Here is a 17,329-nt window from a genome sequence, read left to right as displayed (position 1 = left end):
ATCCGGTAGTGGGTGACTCTACTACTAATAGTACCTCGAAGGAAGTTCTGGCAACATTAAGAATGTACCAGAAGCCTACACCGACCTGTACTCAGGCGGTGTAGGTAGTTCACGTAGCTAGGCGTAAATAAATTAAAGTTTGTAGTCAGGACTTTAGTCCTAATAATCCTTATATTGAGCGATGAATCGCTCAATACGAACATATTCAAATGCGGTAAGCTTAAATGCAGCGATTAGATAGCAAATTGGCTCTCAATATGTTTTGGCAACAAGGGTTAGCGTTCATTCTCGGAATTATTATCTGGTGCGTGGCTGATCCCGCAATGGCAGTAGACTGGACTCATCCACTGTCATTTAGCAATGCAGAGTTGTCAAGACGTGACTTTTCTGGACAGAGTTTGCAAGCTGCGGAGTTTTCTAACGCCAATATGGAACTGACTAACTTTACAAACGCTGACTTACGCGGAGCAGTCATGAGCGCTTCGGTGATGACAAAAGCAAATCTCCACGGAGCAGATTTAACTAATGCAATGGTTGATCAGGTAAACTTGACTAAGGCAGATTTGAGCGATGCAGTTTTCAAAGAAGCTCTTTTGCTCCGCGCCATCTTTGATGATGTGAATATAGACGGTGCAGATTTTACAGATGCAATTTTGGATAGAGCGCAAATCAAAGAACTGTGCGGTAAAGCCAGTGGTGTGAATTCCAAAACAGGCGTGCAAACTCGTGATTCTTTAGGATGTCAATGAAACGTGTTGGTGTAATTGGTGGTGGACAACTAGCCTGGATGATGGCGGATGCAGCACAGAAGCTAGGGTTAGAATTGGTAATACAAACTCCTAGCGAACACGACCCGGCCGTGTCAATTGCGAAAGAAACTGTTTTCGCTGCGGTAGATGACGCTAGTGCTACAGAAATATTAGCTAAAAAATGCGATGTCATCACCTTTGAAAACGAATTTGTTAACCTGCAAGCTTTATCTCTTTTAGCACAGCAAGGCGTTTGTTTCCGTCCCAGATTAGAAGCTTTAGCCCCTCTTTTAGATAAATATCATCAGCGTTGCTATTTACGCGATTTGGGTTTACCAGTTCCTCAATTTTTCGCCCTTGACGAGGTGGAAAATATTAAATCAAAAATAGAATATCTCGGTTTTCCAGTAGTCCTCAAATCTCGCCGTCACGGTTATGACGGTCAAGGTACTTTCATAATTCATGATTTTGCTACTTTACAGCAAAAGCTAAGTTATGAAAGCACAACAAAAACTTTCAATCAATCACCTTTCTTATTAGAAGAATTTGTCCCTTTTGAACGGGAACTAGCAATAATTGCCGCGCGTTCTGTAGAGGGAAAAATTGTCACTTACCCAGTAGTGGAAACCCAACAAGAACAACAAGTGTGTCGGCGGGTGATTGCGCCAGCCGAGATTACGCCCAATCAAGTAGCAGAAATAGAAGCGATCGCACATACTCTATTAAATAGCCTAGAAGTAGTGGGAATTTTTGGAATTGAGCTATTTCTCACTGCTGATGGCAAAATCCTGGTAAATGAAATTGCGCCCCGTACCCACAATTCTGGGCATTTTTCTCTTGACGCTTGCGAAACTTCTCAGTTTGAGCAACACCTGAGAGCCGTTTCTGGTTTACCTTTAGGAAATCCGGCTTTGCAGTGCTTTGGCGCTGTGATGGTGAACCTATTGGGATATGAAAATTCTCACAGCGACTACCAAAGCCAGCGTCAACAAATAGCAGAAATTCCCCACGCGCACGTCCACTGGTATGGAAAGACAGAATCACGTCTGGGACGAAAGTTAGGACATGTCACCGTTTTGCTAGATAATCAGAATCTTGGGTTAGGAAGTGCGATCGCCAATACCATAGAATTTATCTGGTATCCCAGGTAAATTGAACAGAAACTTTCGATGTTGAACACACAACATCTTTTGAAAAGCTATAATGAATGAGTTGCACTACGACGTTGGTGACTGCCATCAAGTTTTTTGATCTATGCCTTTAATGACAAGGGAGTCAACTGTTCTCGTGGCAGTATACCGGGCATGTACCCGGAAACTTTAAACGAGGAATTTAGGTTCCCACCTGGATAAACCCAGGTCATAAACTTAGGTAAAACGGCGTCGCGGTGAACTTAAAATTATTAGCTCCCAAAGTCAATTAGAATTTGGGAGCTTTAATTATGTGAAGTCTGTTTAAAATGAGCGAACTGACAGTAAAAATTGCCATGTTTTTGGGAAACCTAGATAGTGAGGTTTCAAGAATTAAGTCTTATGGTCAGCATTCCCGGATATCACGTTAGCAAAGAACTCTACAATGGTTCCCGAACCTTAGTTTATCGTGCTAATCGAGAAACTGACCAAAAATCTGTGGTGATTAAGCTGATGAAAACTGTTTATCCCAGCTTCAGTGAATTAGTACAGTTTCGCAACCAATTCACCATCGCCAAAAATTTGAATCTACCTGGAATCATCCAAACCTATAGTCTGGAACCCTATCAGAATGGCTATGCGTTAGTGATGGAAGACTTTGGGGGAATTTCCTTGAAGGAATGGGGACTTGTACTGAACGTACCCCTCCGGGGAAGCAAGCTACGCGTAGCGTCTCCAAGAGTTGCCGAAGTAGTGGGGGGAAGGGTAGAATCTCTGATGGAGTTTTTACCAATTGCGATCGCACTGTGTAATGCATTAGATATTCTAATTCGTAATCGGATCATTCACAAAGATATTAAACCTGCCAATATTTTAATTAATCCAGAAACTAAAGAAGTTAAGTTAATTGACTTTAGTATTGCATCTCTGTTGCCACGAGAAACTCAAATTTTCATGAGTCCAAATGTGCTAGAAGGGACACTCGGTTATTTGTCTCCAGAGCAAACTGGACGGATGAATCGGGGGATTGATTACCGTACCGACTTTTATTCTTTAGGTGTAACTTTTTACGAGTTACTAACAGGACAATTACCATTTCAATCACACGACCCGATGGAATTGGTACATTGTCATATTGCCAAACTTCCGCCTTTAGTACATGAGATTAATCCCCAAATTGCGCCTGTACTCTCATCTATTGTCAGCAAATTGATGGCGAAAAATGCCGAAGACCGCTATCAGAGTGCATTTGGGTTGAAATATGATTTAGAAAATTGTTTGGCTCAACTCAAGGAAACGGGGAAAATTGTCAGTTTCTCAATTGCTCAACGGGATGTGTGCGATCGCTTTATTATCCCAGAAAAACTCTATGGCCGTGAGCATGAAGTTGAAACTCTCCTCAAAGCCTTTGACCGCGTTACCAACCCCCCTGAGGAACTGAGAGGGATAGAACTAATGCTGGTGGCTGGTTTTTCTGGTATTGGTAAAACGGCAATTGTTAACGAGGTTCACAAACCCATTGTCCAGCAAAGGGGCTACTTTATCAAAGGCAAATTTGACCAATTTAATCGGAATATTCCCTTTTTTGCTTTTGTGCAGGCATTTCGAGACTTAATGGGGCAATTGTTGAGTGAAAGTGATGCCCATTTGTCAACTTGGAAAAATAAAATTTTACAAGTGCTGGGTGAAAATGGGCAAGTCATTCTTGAGGTAATTCCCGAACTAGAACAAATTATTGGTCAACAACCACCAGCAACAGAACTTTCAGCAAGTGCAGCCCAGAATCGGTTTAATCTATTATTACAAAAATTTATTCAAGTATTCACTACCAAAGAACATCCCCTAGTCATTTTTTTAGATGATATGCAGTGGGCAGACTCAGCATCGCTGAAGTTGATCCAGTTACTAATGAATGAGTCAAAATCAGGCTATTTATTATTAATTGGAGCTTATCGAGATAATGAAGTTTTTCCTGCCCATCCATTGATGTTGACATTAGATGAAATTGCCAAAGCCAATGCTACCATTAACAAAATTATATTAGCTCCTCTGAGTGAAACAAGTTTAAATCAACTGGTTGCTGACACCCTAAACTGTTCACTAAAAGTTACACATTCACTAACAGAATTAGTATATCAGAAAACCAAGGGTAATCCATTTTTTAGTACACAATTTTTCAAAGCGTTGCATCAAGACCAGCTAATTAAATTTGATTTAGAGAGCGGAAGCTGGCAGTGTAATATTGCCCAGGTGAAGGCGTTAGCCCTAACAGATGATGTGGTTGATTTTATGGTATTACAGTTGCGAAAATTGCCAGAATCAACGCAAAATGTTTTAAAATTAGCGGCTTGTATTGGTAATCAATTTGATTTGGCAACATTGGCAATGGTTTCTGAAAATTCTGAAACTGAAACAGCAACATTTCTCTGGAAGGCATTACAAGAGGGATTAGTCCTGCCACAAAGTGAGGTTTACAAATTCTATGTCGGCCGGGAAACACAGGATTTATTACAAAGTTCGTTAACTGTAAACTATAAATTTTTACACGACCGCGTTCACTGAGGGGGCGACAATCTACCTTATAACCCTTATGCAGCAATAATTGTAGAAGAGTGAGCCGAAAAAAGATAAAAGTAAATTTAGAACATTTCCCAACGAAAAACAAGACTTTTGCCCTAAGGTTATTGATAATAGAATCAATAAAGCCGGAAAATGGTGTTTACTTTTTTATGGCACACTCGCTTAAAATTCTTGCTGTGTCTTAGGTCTAGGGGTTTTCGTCACCCCCTCAGCCGCGTTCAACAAGCAGCTTATGCGTTAATACCAGAGTCAAAGAAGCAATCTATCCATCTGCAAATTGGTCAACTGCTATTAAGAAAAATACCTATTAAGAAGCAGGAAGAGAGAATTTTTGAGATTGTTAATCAGTTGAATATTGGTGTAAAGCTAATCACTCAACAGTCTGACCGAGATCAATTAGCACAGTTAAATTTACTGGCTGGGCAAAAAGCTAAATTATCCACTGCTTATGCTAATACAATCGAATATATCAGTTGCGGTATTCAGCTATTAAGAACAGATAGCTGGCAACAACAATATTTGCTCACATTAGCCTTGTATGAAGAAGCGGCTTCAGCAGCCTATCTTATGGGACAGTTTGAGCAGGTAGAAGAATTTGTTAAGCAAGTGCAACAACATGCTAACGTCTTACTAGATCGGGTGAAAGCGATTGAAATCCAAATCCAATCTTATTTAGCTCAGAGTCGTTTTGATGATTCGATTGAAACTGCGATCGCACTGCTAAATCTCTTAGGTGTCAAATTATCTCATCAAGCAAATCAAACGCAAACTTTATTTAGTTTAGCTCAAACAAAATTACGATTTTTAGGTAAATCTCCCTTAAGTTTGATTGATTTACCTAACATGACAGGGGGCAAAGAACTGGCAGCAATCCGAATTCTGGCTAGTACAAATTCAACGGCTTATATTGCTCGTCCAGATTTACTACCACCAATCATTTTGAGCGAAGTCAATTTATCAATGCAATACGGCAATGCGGCAGCATCTGCATTCGGCTATGCCTGGTATGGATTGATTGAGTGTGGCATTCTGGGAAATATTGAGACAGGTTATAAATTTGGTCAATTAGCATTACAAGTTCTCGAAAAATTCCCTAGTCAGGAATTCAAAGCTAGAACCTTCTTCATTGTTCAAACATTTATTAATCACTGGCATCAATCCCTTCAAGACACAATTGCACCGTTAATTGAAGCCTATCAAGTGGGGTTAGAAACAGGAGATATTGAATATGCTGCTTGGGCTAGCTATACCTGTAGTTTTCATGGATATTTGATGGGGCAGGAATTGGCTGAGTTAGAAAAACAGATGGGTGACTATGCTGAAGTCTACAGCAATTTTAGACAAGAAAAACCTCAGACCTATATTAATTCATTTCGTCAAGCAATTTTGAATTTGTTGGGATCTACTAATACCTGTTACTTATCAGGTGCTGTTTATGATGTTCAAACTATTCGCCCATTACAAGAGCAAGCAGGCGATCGCACGGGATTAAGCTTTAGCTATGCCAATGAACTAATACTTTGCTACCTGTTTGAAAATTATACCGGAGCATCTGAGGCAGCAATTAAGGCAATAACCTATTTAGATGGGGTAACATCGGCGGCAATTGTCCCAATAGTTTATTTTTATCAGGCGCTAACCCAACTAATTCTCTATGCAACAGCAACAGCTACCGAGCAAAAACAGATTCTGAAAAAAGTAACGTCTCATCAAAAAAAGCTGAAAAAATGGGCACATCATGCCCCAATGAACCATCAACACAAATTTTACTTAGTCGAAGCAGAACGGCGGCGGATTTTGTTGCAAAAAAACAAAGCAATGGAACTCTACGATCGCGCCATTTATCTTGCGAAAGAAAATGAATATATTCAAGAAGAAGCCTTGAGCAATGAGCTAGCTGCCAAGTTCTACCTCGACTGTGGCAAAGAAAAAATCGCTCAAGTTTATATGCAGGAAGCTTATTACTGCTATGCTCGTTGGGGCGCTAAAGCCAAAACTGAGGATTTAGAAAAACGTTATCCTCAACTCTTGGCTCCCATCTTACAAGGGCAGCATCATCGCCTTCAACTGAGTTCAACCATTGATCGATCATCATTTCCACATCAAACCATCCACACAAATCTTTCTAGCAGCAGTATTTCTGAAGCCATCGATTTTGCTACCATCTTTAAAGCCTCACAAGCTCTCTCCAGTGAAATTCAATTAGAGCAGTTGCTCACTAGCCTTTTGCAAGTGGTGATGGCAAATGCTGGGGCACAAAAAGCTGCTCTACTGGTACTCCAACAAGGCAACTTAGTGGTTGAAGCTGTAGCCACCATCAATGAAGGAGTCACTCTGGTATCTGTACCATTGTCAATCAGCAAAGGCATTCCCATTACACTGCTAAACTTTGTCAAACATAGCTTAAAAACTGTTGTGCTGGATGATGTAACAGCACAAACTGATTTTATTGCCGATCCATATTTCATCCAGCAACAACCTAAGAGTGTGTTGTGTACGCCGATGTTAAATCAGGGTAAACTTATCGGGCTGCTATATTTAGAAAATCCTTTGACAATTGGTGCATTTACGAGCGATCGCACCGAAGTTATCCAACTGCTATGCGCTCAAGCTGCCATCTCTCTAGAAAATGCCCGTCTTTATCAAGAATCTCAAAATTATGCCCAACAGTTAGAGCGATCGCTACAAGAACTTGAGCATACCCAATTACAGATGGTGCAAAACGAAAAAATGGCAACCTTGGGCAATTTAGTTGCTGGGGTGGCACATGAAATTAATAATCCGATTGGATTTCTCAAAGGCAGCCTCAACAATGCCGAAGAGTATACTCAAGACTTAATCGCCCATATTCAATTGCTTAAACAACATTATCCCACTCCGGCGATCGCAGTCATTGAGCATGGCGAAAAAATTGACTTAGAATTCCTGACTGAAGATTTACCAAAGCTAGTAAGTTCGATGAAAGTGGCAAGCGATCGCATTGAAGATATTAGTACCAGTCTCCGTACCTTCTCCAGAGCCGATACAGCCGAAAAAGTTGCTTGTAACCTCCATGAAGGGATTGAGAGTACCCTGTTGATTTTGAAGTATCGCCTCAAAGCTAACGAAAAACGTCCAGCGATCGAAGTCATCACCGAATACGGTATACTACCACCAGCTAAGTGCTTTTTAGGACAATTGAATCAAGTATTTATGAATATCCTCGCCAACGCCATTGATGCCTTAGATACCTCCATTCAGGGACTTTCTTTTGCCCAAGTGCAAGCTAATCATCAGCAAATACTGATTTACACCGAAGTATCCAATGACCAAAATATGGTAACAATTCGCATCAAAGATAACGGTGAGGGGATGCCAGAGGAGATTAAAGCCAGGATCTTTGATCGCCTGTTTACAACTAAAGAGGTTGGGAAAGGAACCGGATTAGGATTAGCGATCGCTCGGCAAATTGTCGAGGAAACCCATGATGGACGTTTGAGGTGCAATTCTGTGCTTGGCGAAGGAACAGAATTTATCATTGAGATTCCAGTGTTTTAATGCATAACGCTTCTAATTTTTCGGTAGTGCAAAGAACAGCGATCGCACAATTCTATAAAATCTGTATAACTTGATTCTAAATGAGGTATCGTTCAGAGTTAAGATTACACAATTGCGTCAAATTGTGGTTAAAGCTACAAAAATTGTTAAAACAACTAACTAATACCGTATTTCCAGCCTCGGTCTTCCGACTAGAGAGTGGTTTAACTTTTATTCATCAAGAAATTCCCACCACTCCTGTCGTTGTGGCAGATGTTTGGGTGCGGGCTGGAGCCAGCCTAGAGCCAGAACCTTGGTTCGGCATGGCGCACTTTTTAGAACACATGATTTTTAAAGGTACGGCGACGCTACCCCCTGGAATGTTCGACTACAAAGTTGAAAACCGGGGGGGCGTGAGTAATGCGGCAACAAGCTATGATTACGCTCATTATTCACTCACCACAGCTTCCCCTTATTTAAAAGATACTCTGCCCTACTTGGGAGAACTACTACTCAATGCGGCAATTCCAGAAGATGAATTTAGCCGAGAACGGGATGTGGTGCTAGAAGAAATTCGCTCTTGTCAAGACGATTCCGACTGGATAGGATTTCAAACTCTGATTCAAAGCATTTATCAACGTCACCCTTACGGGCGTTCGGTGTTGGGTACTGAGCAAGAACTGATGCAGCAATCACCAGAAGCAATGCGCTGTTTTCACCGCACTCACTATCAGCCGGAAAACATGACAGTGGTAATTGCCGGGGGTATAGCCCAGCAACCAGCTTGGGAAATGGTAAATGATTCATTTGCTGATTTTGCCGAACGCTCGAATTGTCCGCAGTTCGAGAAAGTGGCAAAGCCAGTGATAACAGGAATTTGCCGTCAAGAACTGTGTTTACCACGCATCGAGCAAGCACGATTATTGATGGCGTGGCTAGTACCCGGAGTAGAAGAAATCCGCACTGGCTATGCTTTAGATTTGTTGTCGGTGTTATTGGCAGAAGGGCGGACTTCGCGTTTAGTGCGTGATTTGCGAGAAGATTTGCAATTGGTACAGGGAATTTGCAGTAGTTTTTCTCTCCAACGAGAATCAAGTTTATTTACAATAACTGCCTGGTTAGAACCAGAAAATCTGGAGGAAGTTGAGTCTTTAATTTGCGCTCATTTAGATGATTTGCAGACTACAGGAATTAGTGAACCGGAACTTGCTCGTACACGTAGACTACTATGTAACGAGTATGCATTTTCTACCGAAACGCCAAATCAGCTAACGGGGCTTTATGGATACTACAATACCATCGCCCAAGCTGAATTAGCTGTGACATATCCCCAGCAGATTCAGTCTTTTGATGCCCAAGAACTGCAAAAGTTAGCTAAACAGTATCTATCGCCTGAGAATTACGCGGTTACTGTGCTTAGACCTTGTTAGTTATTGGGCATGGTGGATTGGGCAAATGACAAAGGACAAAGGACAAAGGACAAATGACAACCTTGCTGCAAAAATCACCTATACATCGCACCGTATTGAACAATGGCATTGTCGTGCTGGTGGCAGAAAACCCTGCTGCGGACATTATTGCAGCGCGAATCTTTGTGCGTGCCGGTAGTTGTAATGAAAACCGGGAGCAAGCAGGGTTGGCACATTTGCTATCAGCAGTGATGACAAAGGGATGCGATGGACTTTCTAGTTTAGAAATTGCCGAGAAAGTTGAGTCTGTAGGAGCGAGTTTGGGCACAGATGCCAGCACTGATTATTTTTTGCTATCTTTCAAAACGGTAACATCCGATTTTGCGGAAATTTTAACATTGGCAGGACGGATTTTGCGATCGCCTACTTTTCCCGAAACTCAAGTGGAACTAGAACGGCGTTTAGCACTCCAAGATATTCGTTCCCAAAAAGAGCAGCCGTTCAATGTCGCCTTTGAACAAATGCGGCAGGTAATGTACCAAAATCACCCATACTCTATGTCAGTACTGGGAGATGAATCCACCATGAGCCGCTTAACTCGTGCGGATTTAGTGGAGTATCACCAAACTTATTTCCGTCCAGATAATGTAGTAATTAGTATTGCTGGTAGAGTCACACCCACAGACGCCGTAGCATTAGTGGAAGAAGTTTTTGCTGATTGGCAAGCGCCAGCCCAAGCATTACCAATACTAAATTTACCTGAAATTAAGGTGGAACCGCAGGTAAGGCTGAAGCCAATACAGACACAACAATCAATCGTGATGCTCGGTTATTTAGGAACATCGGTTAATTCTGTTGATTACGCCGCCCTGAAGTTGCTGTGTACCTACTTGGGAAATGGTCTTTCTAGTCGCTTGTTTGTCGAATTGCGGGAAAAACGAGGTTTAGCTTATGAAGTATCCGCCTTTTACTCCACAAGGCTATTTCCAGCGTCATTTGTAGTTTATATGGGTACAGCGCCGGAGAATACCAGCATTGCCCTAGAAGGACTGCGTACAGAAGTAGATTTATTGTCTACCACCGAAGTATCTGAAAGCGCCCTTCAAGCTGCTAAAAACAAGATTCTGGGACAGTATGCCTTGGGTAAACAAACGAACGGGCAAATTGCTCAGATATACGGCTGGTATGAAACTTTGGGCTTAGGAATTGATTTTGACACCAAGTTTCAAGAATTGATTGCGGCTGTGAGTGCCCAGGATGCCATCGCTTCAGCTTGTAAGTATTTACAAGAGCCTTACTTGTCTTTAGTTGGTCAAGAAGAAGCAATTAATCGAGCGATCGCCTAGCCTTGCTCTAATTCCTCATTTTTAATAGGTAGCAGGCGTATTTTATGTGCCGCAGCTACGCCCGTCGTAGACATCGTAAATGGAGCAGCTGTTTTTTAGGCCAAGCGGCTGTACCATTAGCATGAGAATATTCTGGGAGTAAATTCCATGCAAGGCAGCCTGACAGCAAGTATTTTGAGTTACTTAAAATTACTAGACCCAACTGTAAATCGCTGTAGAATGGAAAAGCGGCAAAAGGGTTGGTGGCCAAAGAGGTCTAAATCTTTCTCAGCGATTGAAATACTCTTGTTCTCTACTACACCTCTGCTTATCGCCTTCTGTCCTGTAGTATCAATAGCTGCGCCACAAAAAATTGCCCAAGTAAATCCTGGAGATAGCATCAACCGCCCGATCCTTAAAGTTGGTAGCCAAGGTGAACGCGTGTCTGAACTTCAGGCAGCTCTGAAACTTTTGGGTTTTTACTCTGGTGCCGTAGATGGTATATACAGTGAGAATACGGCCACTGCTGTTGCCCGGTTTAAACAAGCTGCTGGCTTAAATCCAGATGGCATTGTTGATGCCAGCACTTGGCAACGACTTTTCCCTAATCAACCAGTAGCAGCATCAACCATCCCTTCATCCCAGCCCAGATTTAACTCAGCGACAAATTTTCCTGTTCCAACCCAGGCTAGTAACCTCACCAACGTTGCAAATCCTAACCCCAACCCCGTAACACAAGTTCCCACTAGCTCTGAACCAAAACCTACTACCCCAAAAAAAGCTGTAACACAAGTTTCGACCACCCCGGAACCAAGACCTGCTACCCCAAGAAAAACTAGAACTTCCAGCACACAGAAAACCCCAAATCGTACTACATCAACTACTCGAACTCAGTCAAACACAACTACTACCCGAACCCCTGGTATTCAATACACCTCAGAAGGATTACCAATTTTGCGTCTAGGATTACATGGTTCGGAAGTTGTTAAGTTGCAACAACAACTGAAAAAGCTTGGTTACTTGAAAGGCGATGCTGATGGAGACTTTGGCGTGACAACTGAGGCAGCCGTAAAAGCTGCACAACAGCGCTATGGTTTAGAGGCTGATGGTGTAGTTGGCGGCTCTACCTGGGAGGTTCTTTTGCGGCGATCGCCCCAACAGCGTTAACTTTGGAACTTGCTAGGGCTAGATAACCACTTTTAGATACAGAGGTTTTTCGACTGAGAGAAACCCCTGTACGAATTTTGCCACTTTGATGAATTTAATTCGTGGTACATCCTGCAATAGGATAAAGATACACCCATTAGAAGTATCTCTCGATGCGATCGCTGAAAAATTACATCGCTTTTGGGCTGACCAGAGAGTACAGCAACTTTAGGAGCTAGATCCAATTGCGCCTGATGGTGTTGTAGATCACAACTGGCAATAGTCAAATTAATTAAACTGCTAATTCCTCTAAAAAAACTTATGCAACACTTTTTATTAACTTGGCTCGGTAGTGCAGTGGCGTTATTTATTACTGCTAATATCGTTCCGGGATTCTTTATCAAGAATTTTGTGACTGCCTTGGTCGCTGCCTTTGTTATTGGTCTGGTTAATGCATTTATTAGACCAATTTTGCAGATTTTGACGTTTCCGATTACCTTACTTACCTTTGGTTTATTTACATTAGTGATCAACGCCTTAACCCTTTGGTTAGCAAGTGCCCTAACTCCTGGTTATGGTTTTGAGATTCAGGGCTTTTTACCTGCTTTATTAGGTTCAATTGTGCTAGCAATCGTTTCTAGCGTAATTAACTATTTTTTGAGAGTTGTTGACTAGAAAAATTAGTAAATTGTAATACTATTATTTGAGGTTTGGGCAACAGCTAGTGTTACCGCTCCTGCTTGCCCTTTTACCTGGAAAATTCGTTTAGGAACTAAGAACATCACCCGCAATTCCTCTATGCTTGTAAAGGGGAAAACAGTCAAGGGGGTGAGTTGAGTAGCTGCGAGAATAGCAGCTGCCTCTGCTACACTAGGTGTACCTACTTTTTGGTCAGTAATTGTGGCAGGGTTGGGGACACAGACAGAGCGAAGAATTTGGGCAGAAAAGGTTTTTAGGGGCAAATTGCGGAGGTTGCAAAGTTCTACTAAACCAACTTCCGAGGCTTTAGTGTCAATGGTAGCAATACCTGCGATCGCACTTTGAACAAGTTGATTTTCTCGAAAGACTTGCTCAATCGCCCAGTCAATCAACTCCCATGAAGTTCCCCGTTTACAACCGATTCCTACCCATAAAACCTGTTGCAGGTCTATTTCCTGACTCAATTCGTGTCTACCATTGAGCGCTTGGGGATGATTTCTCATACTTGGGTTTACTGCTATATAAAAGCTAGACAAGTCTAGACATTTACTTCTTACTTCATTGGGAGCATGGGAGCGGTTATCCCTCAGTAAGCTTTCACGGTGAAGCCAACCGTGATAAATTAATTGCCGCGTTTAAATCCCTGTCTATAGAATGACTACAACTTTCACAGTTGTAAATTCTTTCTTTTAGTGGCATATCTTGAATATGACCGCAATTTGAACAGGTTTTACTCGATGGATACCATCTAGAAGCGACTATTATTTCACAACCAAACTTTTTAGCTTTATATTCCAACTGCCTTTTAAACTCATGGAAACCACAATCAGCAATTACTTGGGCTAATTTATGATTAGACAGCATCCCAGAGATATTCAAATCTTCTACTACAATATGAGCGTGGTTTTTGCATAAGAAAGTAGTGATTTGGTGGATCGTATCTTTCCTGAGATTAGCTACCCTAGCATGATGTTTAGCGAGTTGGATTTTAGCTTTATATCTGTTGTTAGACCCAATAAATTTTCTCGAAAACTTTCTAGATAGTCTTCTTAGTTTTTCTAGATTAGTTTTGTAATGCTTGGGATTAGGGAATACCACCCCAGTCGAAAGTGTAGCCAATTCTTTAACACCTAAATCAACGCCTACAACATCGTGCTGTTTGGTGGTTGGCTCATGTTCTTGCTCATAAGCGAAAGCAATAAACCAACTATCAGCAGTTCGAGATATCGTGATTGACTTACATGTTGTATGGGGTAAACTTTCGTAAGTTCTTACCCATCCAATCATAGGCAGCTTTATTGACTTACCACCAACAGGAATAGGTTTTCCACCAGTATCAATAGTAAAAGAGTCGTGTCGTCCTTTCTTTTTAAAGTTAGGATAGCCAGCTTTCCGAAGAAAGAATCTGGAGAAAGCATCACCTAAGTTATCGAAAGCATATTGAGTTATTTTCTGACAAATACCCGTTTCTTTAATCCATATAAGTTCCGGTTTTACATGGTTGTTAAAGAACTTTTTAAGGATATATTTGTTAGGCTTTAATCCATCCTTATAAAGATTATTCCAAGTAGCTAAACCCCAGTTGTAAGTAAATCTCGCTATTCCAGCGTGTTTACTCATTATTATTTCTTGAGTTTTACTTAGTTTTAACTTTGTCTTGATGGATAAAAGCATTATTTCGACCTTTAATGCTGTGCTACTATTAGTATACTAATAGTAGCACTTAATTGCAATGACTTTTCAAAAAAAACATAAACTAGGTTTTACGAGCAATCGCCCCTTCGATAAAGACCCCGTATGCTTTAAGGTGTTACCAGGAGTTAAGGACAAGCTAAAGTCCGTTCCTGACTGGCAAGAACGGCTTAGAAAGTTTGTTGATGAGCTAATTAAAGGTGTAGATGGTTGTCAATAGAAGTGCAGGTTTGTCTACGTTATTGGCGGCTTAGTTTTATCTCCAACAGCCAAGCAAATAAATCTCCCACCGTCAGCCTCAACTCACTTGCAAAATCTGGTACAGGAAGTAAAGCTTCTAATTCATCCAACATGACCGGCTGTTGATTGCGGATGTATACAAATACCGTTTGTTCTTCTGGATCAATCAGCCAGCCCATTTGTGTTTCATAATTCAGGCAATGCAGAATGTTTTTTGTAACTTTTGTTTGTCTTTGGTCAGGTGATAGAATCTCGATAGTCCAATCGGGAGCGGCTTTGAAGACGTTGGCAACTTGGCCATTTTCATCACGAGGAATTCTTTGCCAAGTAAACACAGAAACATCTGGCACTATTGACCTTTCACCAAAAGTACACCGCAGTTCTGGATATGCTCGTGCAATTCGCTTGGGCTTCACCGTTAAATTAATAGTGCTAACCATTTCACCTTGAATTGTACTGTGCTTTCCCTGTGCCATAGGTTTTTGAATAATTTCACCATTGATGTACTCACTAGCGGGCTTGGTTTCTGGTAGGATGAGAAACGAAGCCAAAGTTATGTTTTTTGATGATGTCTGTACCATTTGCGATCGCCTCCAAACCCAGCAATTCTAATTAAAAAACCGCAAAGTACACAAAGAAGCTTTAACTTAACTCTTACTCTGCGTACCTTTGCGCTACCTCAGCGTAACTTTGCGTTAAAAAAATATTACATCCTCTCCAATACCCGAATTCCCAACAAATCTAATCCCAACTTCAGAGTTCTAGCAGTCAAATCACATAAAACCAAGCGGGATGTTCTTTGTGGCTCCTCGGCTTGTAATATGGGACAGCGATCATAAAACTGATTAAACTTCTGACTCAGTTCAAACAAATACTCACATAAACGATTAGGCAGCAAGTCTTGCTCTACACTACTAATAACTTCATCCAGTTGAAGTAAGTATTTTGCTAGCGTTAATTCTGTTTCATGCTGCAACAAAACAGCATTGTTTCCCAACTCCTTAAAGTTAATATCACCCTTACGGCTAATTCCATGAATCCGCGCATAAACATACAGCATATAGGGCGCAGTATTACCTTTGAGATCCAGCATTTTGTCGTAGCTGAAGATGTAGTTACTGGTGCGATTTTGGCTTAAGTCTGCATACTTAACTGCACTGATTCCAACTACCCTAGCAACTTCATTAATAAAGTCTTCAGTTTCTTGGCGTTCTTCTTTTTGTAATCTAGTTTTTAGATCAGCATGGGCACGAGAAACAGCTTCGTCTAATAAATCCCGTAACCGCACACTGTCCCCAAAACGAGTTTTGATTCTTTTACCATCTTCTCCTAATACCAACCCAAAGGGAACATGCACTAATTCCACATCATCGGGAATCCAACCAGCTTTGCGTGCTACCTGGAAAAATTGGGCAAAATGGTTTCCTTGTCCAGCATCTGTTACATAAATTATCCGCTTTGCTTCATCTTGCTGAATCCGGTAGCGGAGGGAAGCTAAATCGGTTGTGGCATAGTTATAACCGCCATCTGATTTTTGCACAATTAAGGGTAAAGGTTCACCTTCTCTATTTGTAAACCCTTCCAGAAAAACGCATTTCGCCCCTTGATTTTCTACCAGCAACCCAGATTTATCTAAATCTTCCACAACCCCAGATAGTAAAGGATTATAGAAAGATTCTCCGCGTTCAGTTAACTTGATATCCAGCAACTCATAAATTATTTCAAACTCCCGCCGCGACTGTTCACACAGCAGTTTCCAAGCATAGATTGTATCTTCTGCACCTGCTTGTAATCTGACAACTTCTTGGCGTGCTGTTTCTTGAAAAACTTCATCTGCATCAAACCGCAGTTTAGCTTGGCGATAAAAAGAGACTAAATCACCAATATCTAAAGCATTAGCGGTGGTAAGAGCGTCTGGGTAAACTTCCCGCAGATAGGCGATTAACATTCCAAACTGCGTACCCCAATCACCGACATGATTTAACCGTAGTACATCGTGTCCTTGAAATTCTAAAATTCGGGCGATGGAATCACCAATAATCGTCGAACGCAAGTGTCCGACGTGCATTTCTTTGGCAATATTCGGACTGGAAAAATCCACAATTTCCCGCTTCGGCGTTTTCGCGGCTGGAACTCCCAGTCTGGGATCAGCTTGAATCGCGTTTAGTTGTGCTTCTAAGTATGCGGTTTTCAGCTTGAGATTGATAAATCCTGGCCCAGCGATTTCTGGTGGTTCACAGATTTCCGATACATCTAGCTGATCAACGATCGCACCTGCGATCGCTCTTGGTTGCAATCCTAACTTTTTACTCAGAGATAAAGCCACATTCGCCTGATAATCGCCAAATTTAGGATTGCTAGCAGCAACCAAAATGGGATCTACTCCAGCAAAGTCAGCGCCAAAAGCCGCAACTATTGCCTGCTCTACCTGATCTTTTAGTTTTTCTTGTGTAGCGTTCATATATAAATTTTATCTGTGAGAGGGGGAATGTCGCTCTAGAAAAGCTTGATTATTTCACTCTAAAGTATTCAGGGATATTAACAACCCCCGATAATGGAGGGTTGTCATCAGCCATCAGCTATTTGCAGATAGTGAATAAAGTATTGAAAAAAATCCCTACATCTGAAGAGTCGTGAAATCAAAGGTAGTGTGTCGAATAAACCATCTAGTAAATATACGGGAACTTCTGGTTTTAGGTTCTGGTCACTTAATATCAATCTCTAATGAGGGTAGACGTAGCCCACCGCAACTTTCTGTGTCCAATTTAACTCATCCTAACTCTTCAGCAAAGCACTGTATGCATCTAAAGGTGCGTACAGATGCCATTATCCGTTTTCAGCTT

General features: G+C 41.5%; 12 protein-coding genes, 1 other RNA gene and 1 pseudogene. 10 read left to right on the top strand and 4 right to left on the bottom strand.

Annotation, left to right across the window (positions count from 1 at the left end; all coding sequences use genetic code 11):
* Positions 1-257: 257 nt before the first annotated feature.
* The 9 genes and pseudogenes from V7K97_RS08130 (at position 258) to V7K97_RS08085 (ending at position 12,530) form a co-directional block, all read left to right on the top strand.
* Positions 258-749, top strand: coding sequence for a pentapeptide repeat-containing protein (locus V7K97_RS08130; RefSeq protein ID WP_334800345.1), 492 nt, complete (start codon positions 258-260; stop codon positions 747-749).
* On the top strand, positions 746-1,900 hold the full coding sequence (locus tag V7K97_RS08125; RefSeq protein WP_334800344.1) for a 5-(carboxyamino)imidazole ribonucleotide synthase: 1,155 nt from the start codon (positions 746-748) through the stop codon (positions 1,898-1,900). Before V7K97_RS08130 ends, V7K97_RS08125 begins: the two co-directional genes overlap by 4 nt.
* 60 nt (positions 1,901-1,960) lie before the next feature.
* Positions 1,961-2,144: non-coding RNA, 6S RNA (gene ssrS / locus V7K97_RS08120), on the top strand.
* A 137-nt stretch (positions 2,145-2,281) separates the two neighbouring features.
* Positions 2,282-7,996: pseudogene (locus V7K97_RS31970) on the top strand (trifunctional serine/threonine-protein kinase/ATP-binding protein/sensor histidine kinase); the annotation flags it as partial.
* Positions 7,997-8,076: 80 nt separating this feature from the next.
* Positions 8,077-9,405 carry a M16 family metallopeptidase gene (locus tag V7K97_RS08105; RefSeq protein ID WP_442938899.1) on the top strand — a complete coding sequence of 443 codons (1,329 nt, stop codon included), beginning with the start codon at positions 8,077-8,079 and terminating at the stop codon, positions 9,403-9,405.
* 53 nt (positions 9,406-9,458) lie between these two features.
* Positions 9,459-10,730, top strand: coding sequence for a M16 family metallopeptidase (locus tag V7K97_RS08100; protein WP_334800337.1), 1,272 nt, complete (start codon positions 9,459-9,461; stop codon positions 10,728-10,730).
* Positions 10,731-10,877: 147 nt separating this feature from the next.
* Entirely contained in the window at positions 10,878-11,876 is a 999-nt protein-coding gene (locus V7K97_RS08095) for a peptidoglycan-binding protein (RefSeq protein ID WP_442936841.1), read from the top strand.
* Between the two features lie 88 nt (positions 11,877-11,964).
* Positions 11,965-12,087 carry a hypothetical protein gene (locus V7K97_RS08090; protein WP_334800336.1) on the top strand — a complete coding sequence of 41 codons (123 nt, stop codon included), beginning with the start codon at positions 11,965-11,967 and terminating at the stop codon, positions 12,085-12,087.
* Between the two features lie 89 nt (positions 12,088-12,176).
* Positions 12,177-12,530, top strand: coding sequence for a phage holin family protein (locus tag V7K97_RS08085; RefSeq protein WP_334800335.1), 354 nt, complete (start codon positions 12,177-12,179; stop codon positions 12,528-12,530).
* A 5-nt stretch (positions 12,531-12,535) separates the two neighbouring features.
* Here the strand turns inward: V7K97_RS08085 and V7K97_RS08080 are convergent, their stop codons facing one another.
* Both V7K97_RS08080 and V7K97_RS08075 read right to left on the bottom strand, forming a co-directional pair.
* The gene (locus tag V7K97_RS08080) at positions 12,536-13,057 is read right to left on the bottom strand and encodes a cobalamin biosynthesis protein (protein ID WP_334800334.1); all 522 of its coding nucleotides are present in this window, start codon (positions 13,055-13,057) and stop codon (positions 12,536-12,538) included.
* 94 nt (positions 13,058-13,151) lie between these two features.
* Positions 13,152-14,228, bottom strand: a complete 1,077-nt coding sequence (locus V7K97_RS08075) for an RNA-guided endonuclease InsQ/TnpB family protein (RefSeq protein ID WP_334800333.1) — start codon at positions 14,226-14,228, stop codon at positions 13,152-13,154.
* 58 nt (positions 14,229-14,286) lie between these two features.
* On the opposite strand from V7K97_RS08075, the gene V7K97_RS08070 reads away from it, so the two are divergent.
* A complete protein-coding gene (locus V7K97_RS08070) occupies positions 14,287-14,466 on the top strand; it encodes a hypothetical protein (RefSeq protein WP_334800332.1) in 180 nt (59 codons plus the stop codon).
* A gap of 19 nt (positions 14,467-14,485) precedes the next feature.
* On the opposite strand, the gene V7K97_RS08065 is transcribed toward V7K97_RS08070, so the two are convergent.
* Positions 14,486-15,067, bottom strand: a complete 582-nt coding sequence (locus tag V7K97_RS08065) for a Uma2 family endonuclease (protein ID WP_334800331.1) — start codon at positions 15,065-15,067, stop codon at positions 14,486-14,488.
* Between the two features lie 125 nt (positions 15,068-15,192).
* On the bottom strand, positions 15,193-16,947 hold the full coding sequence (gene argS, locus V7K97_RS08060) for an arginine--tRNA ligase (protein WP_334800330.1): 1,755 nt from the start codon (positions 16,945-16,947) through the stop codon (positions 15,193-15,195).
* Positions 16,948-17,329 lie beyond the last annotated feature (382 nt).

It is taken from the genome of Nostoc sp., assembly GCF_036917815.1.
Lineage (GTDB): Bacteria > Cyanobacteriota > Cyanobacteriia > Cyanobacteriales > Nostocaceae > Nostoc.
Note: the sequence above shows the minus strand (reverse complement) of the source record. Positions and strands in the feature narration are given on the sequence as shown.

What these genes read in the sequence shown, in the direction of transcription:
- V7K97_RS08090 (WP_334800336.1), top strand. Translation starts at nt 11,965, where the DNA reads ATGAATTTAATTCGTGGTACATCCTGCAATAGGATAAAGATACACCCA.
- V7K97_RS08065 (WP_334800331.1), bottom strand. Translation starts at nt 15,067, where the DNA reads ATGGTACAGACATCATCAAAAAACATAACTTTGGCTTCGTTTCTCATC.
- V7K97_RS08130 (WP_334800345.1), top strand. Translation starts at nt 258, where the DNA reads ATGTTTTGGCAACAAGGGTTAGCGTTCATTCTCGGAATTATTATCTGG.
- V7K97_RS08125 (WP_334800344.1), top strand. Translation starts at nt 746, where the DNA reads ATGAAACGTGTTGGTGTAATTGGTGGTGGACAACTAGCCTGGATGATG.
- V7K97_RS08100 (WP_334800337.1), top strand. Translation starts at nt 9,459, where the DNA reads ATGACAACCTTGCTGCAAAAATCACCTATACATCGCACCGTATTGAAC.
- V7K97_RS08095 (WP_442936841.1), top strand. Translation starts at nt 10,878, where the DNA reads ATGCAAGGCAGCCTGACAGCAAGTATTTTGAGTTACTTAAAATTACTA.
- V7K97_RS08075 (WP_334800333.1), bottom strand. Translation starts at nt 14,228, where the DNA reads ATGCTTTTATCCATCAAGACAAAGTTAAAACTAAGTAAAACTCAAGAA.
- V7K97_RS08070 (WP_334800332.1), top strand. Translation starts at nt 14,287, where the DNA reads ATGACTTTTCAAAAAAAACATAAACTAGGTTTTACGAGCAATCGCCCC.
- argS (WP_334800330.1), bottom strand. Translation starts at nt 16,947, where the DNA reads ATGAACGCTACACAAGAAAAACTAAAAGATCAGGTAGAGCAGGCAATA.
- V7K97_RS08085 (WP_334800335.1), top strand. Translation starts at nt 12,177, where the DNA reads ATGCAACACTTTTTATTAACTTGGCTCGGTAGTGCAGTGGCGTTATTT.
- V7K97_RS08105 (WP_442938899.1), top strand. Translation starts at nt 8,077, where the DNA reads ATGAGGTATCGTTCAGAGTTAAGATTACACAATTGCGTCAAATTGTGG.
- V7K97_RS08080 (WP_334800334.1), bottom strand. Translation starts at nt 13,057, where the DNA reads ATGAGAAATCATCCCCAAGCGCTCAATGGTAGACACGAATTGAGTCAG.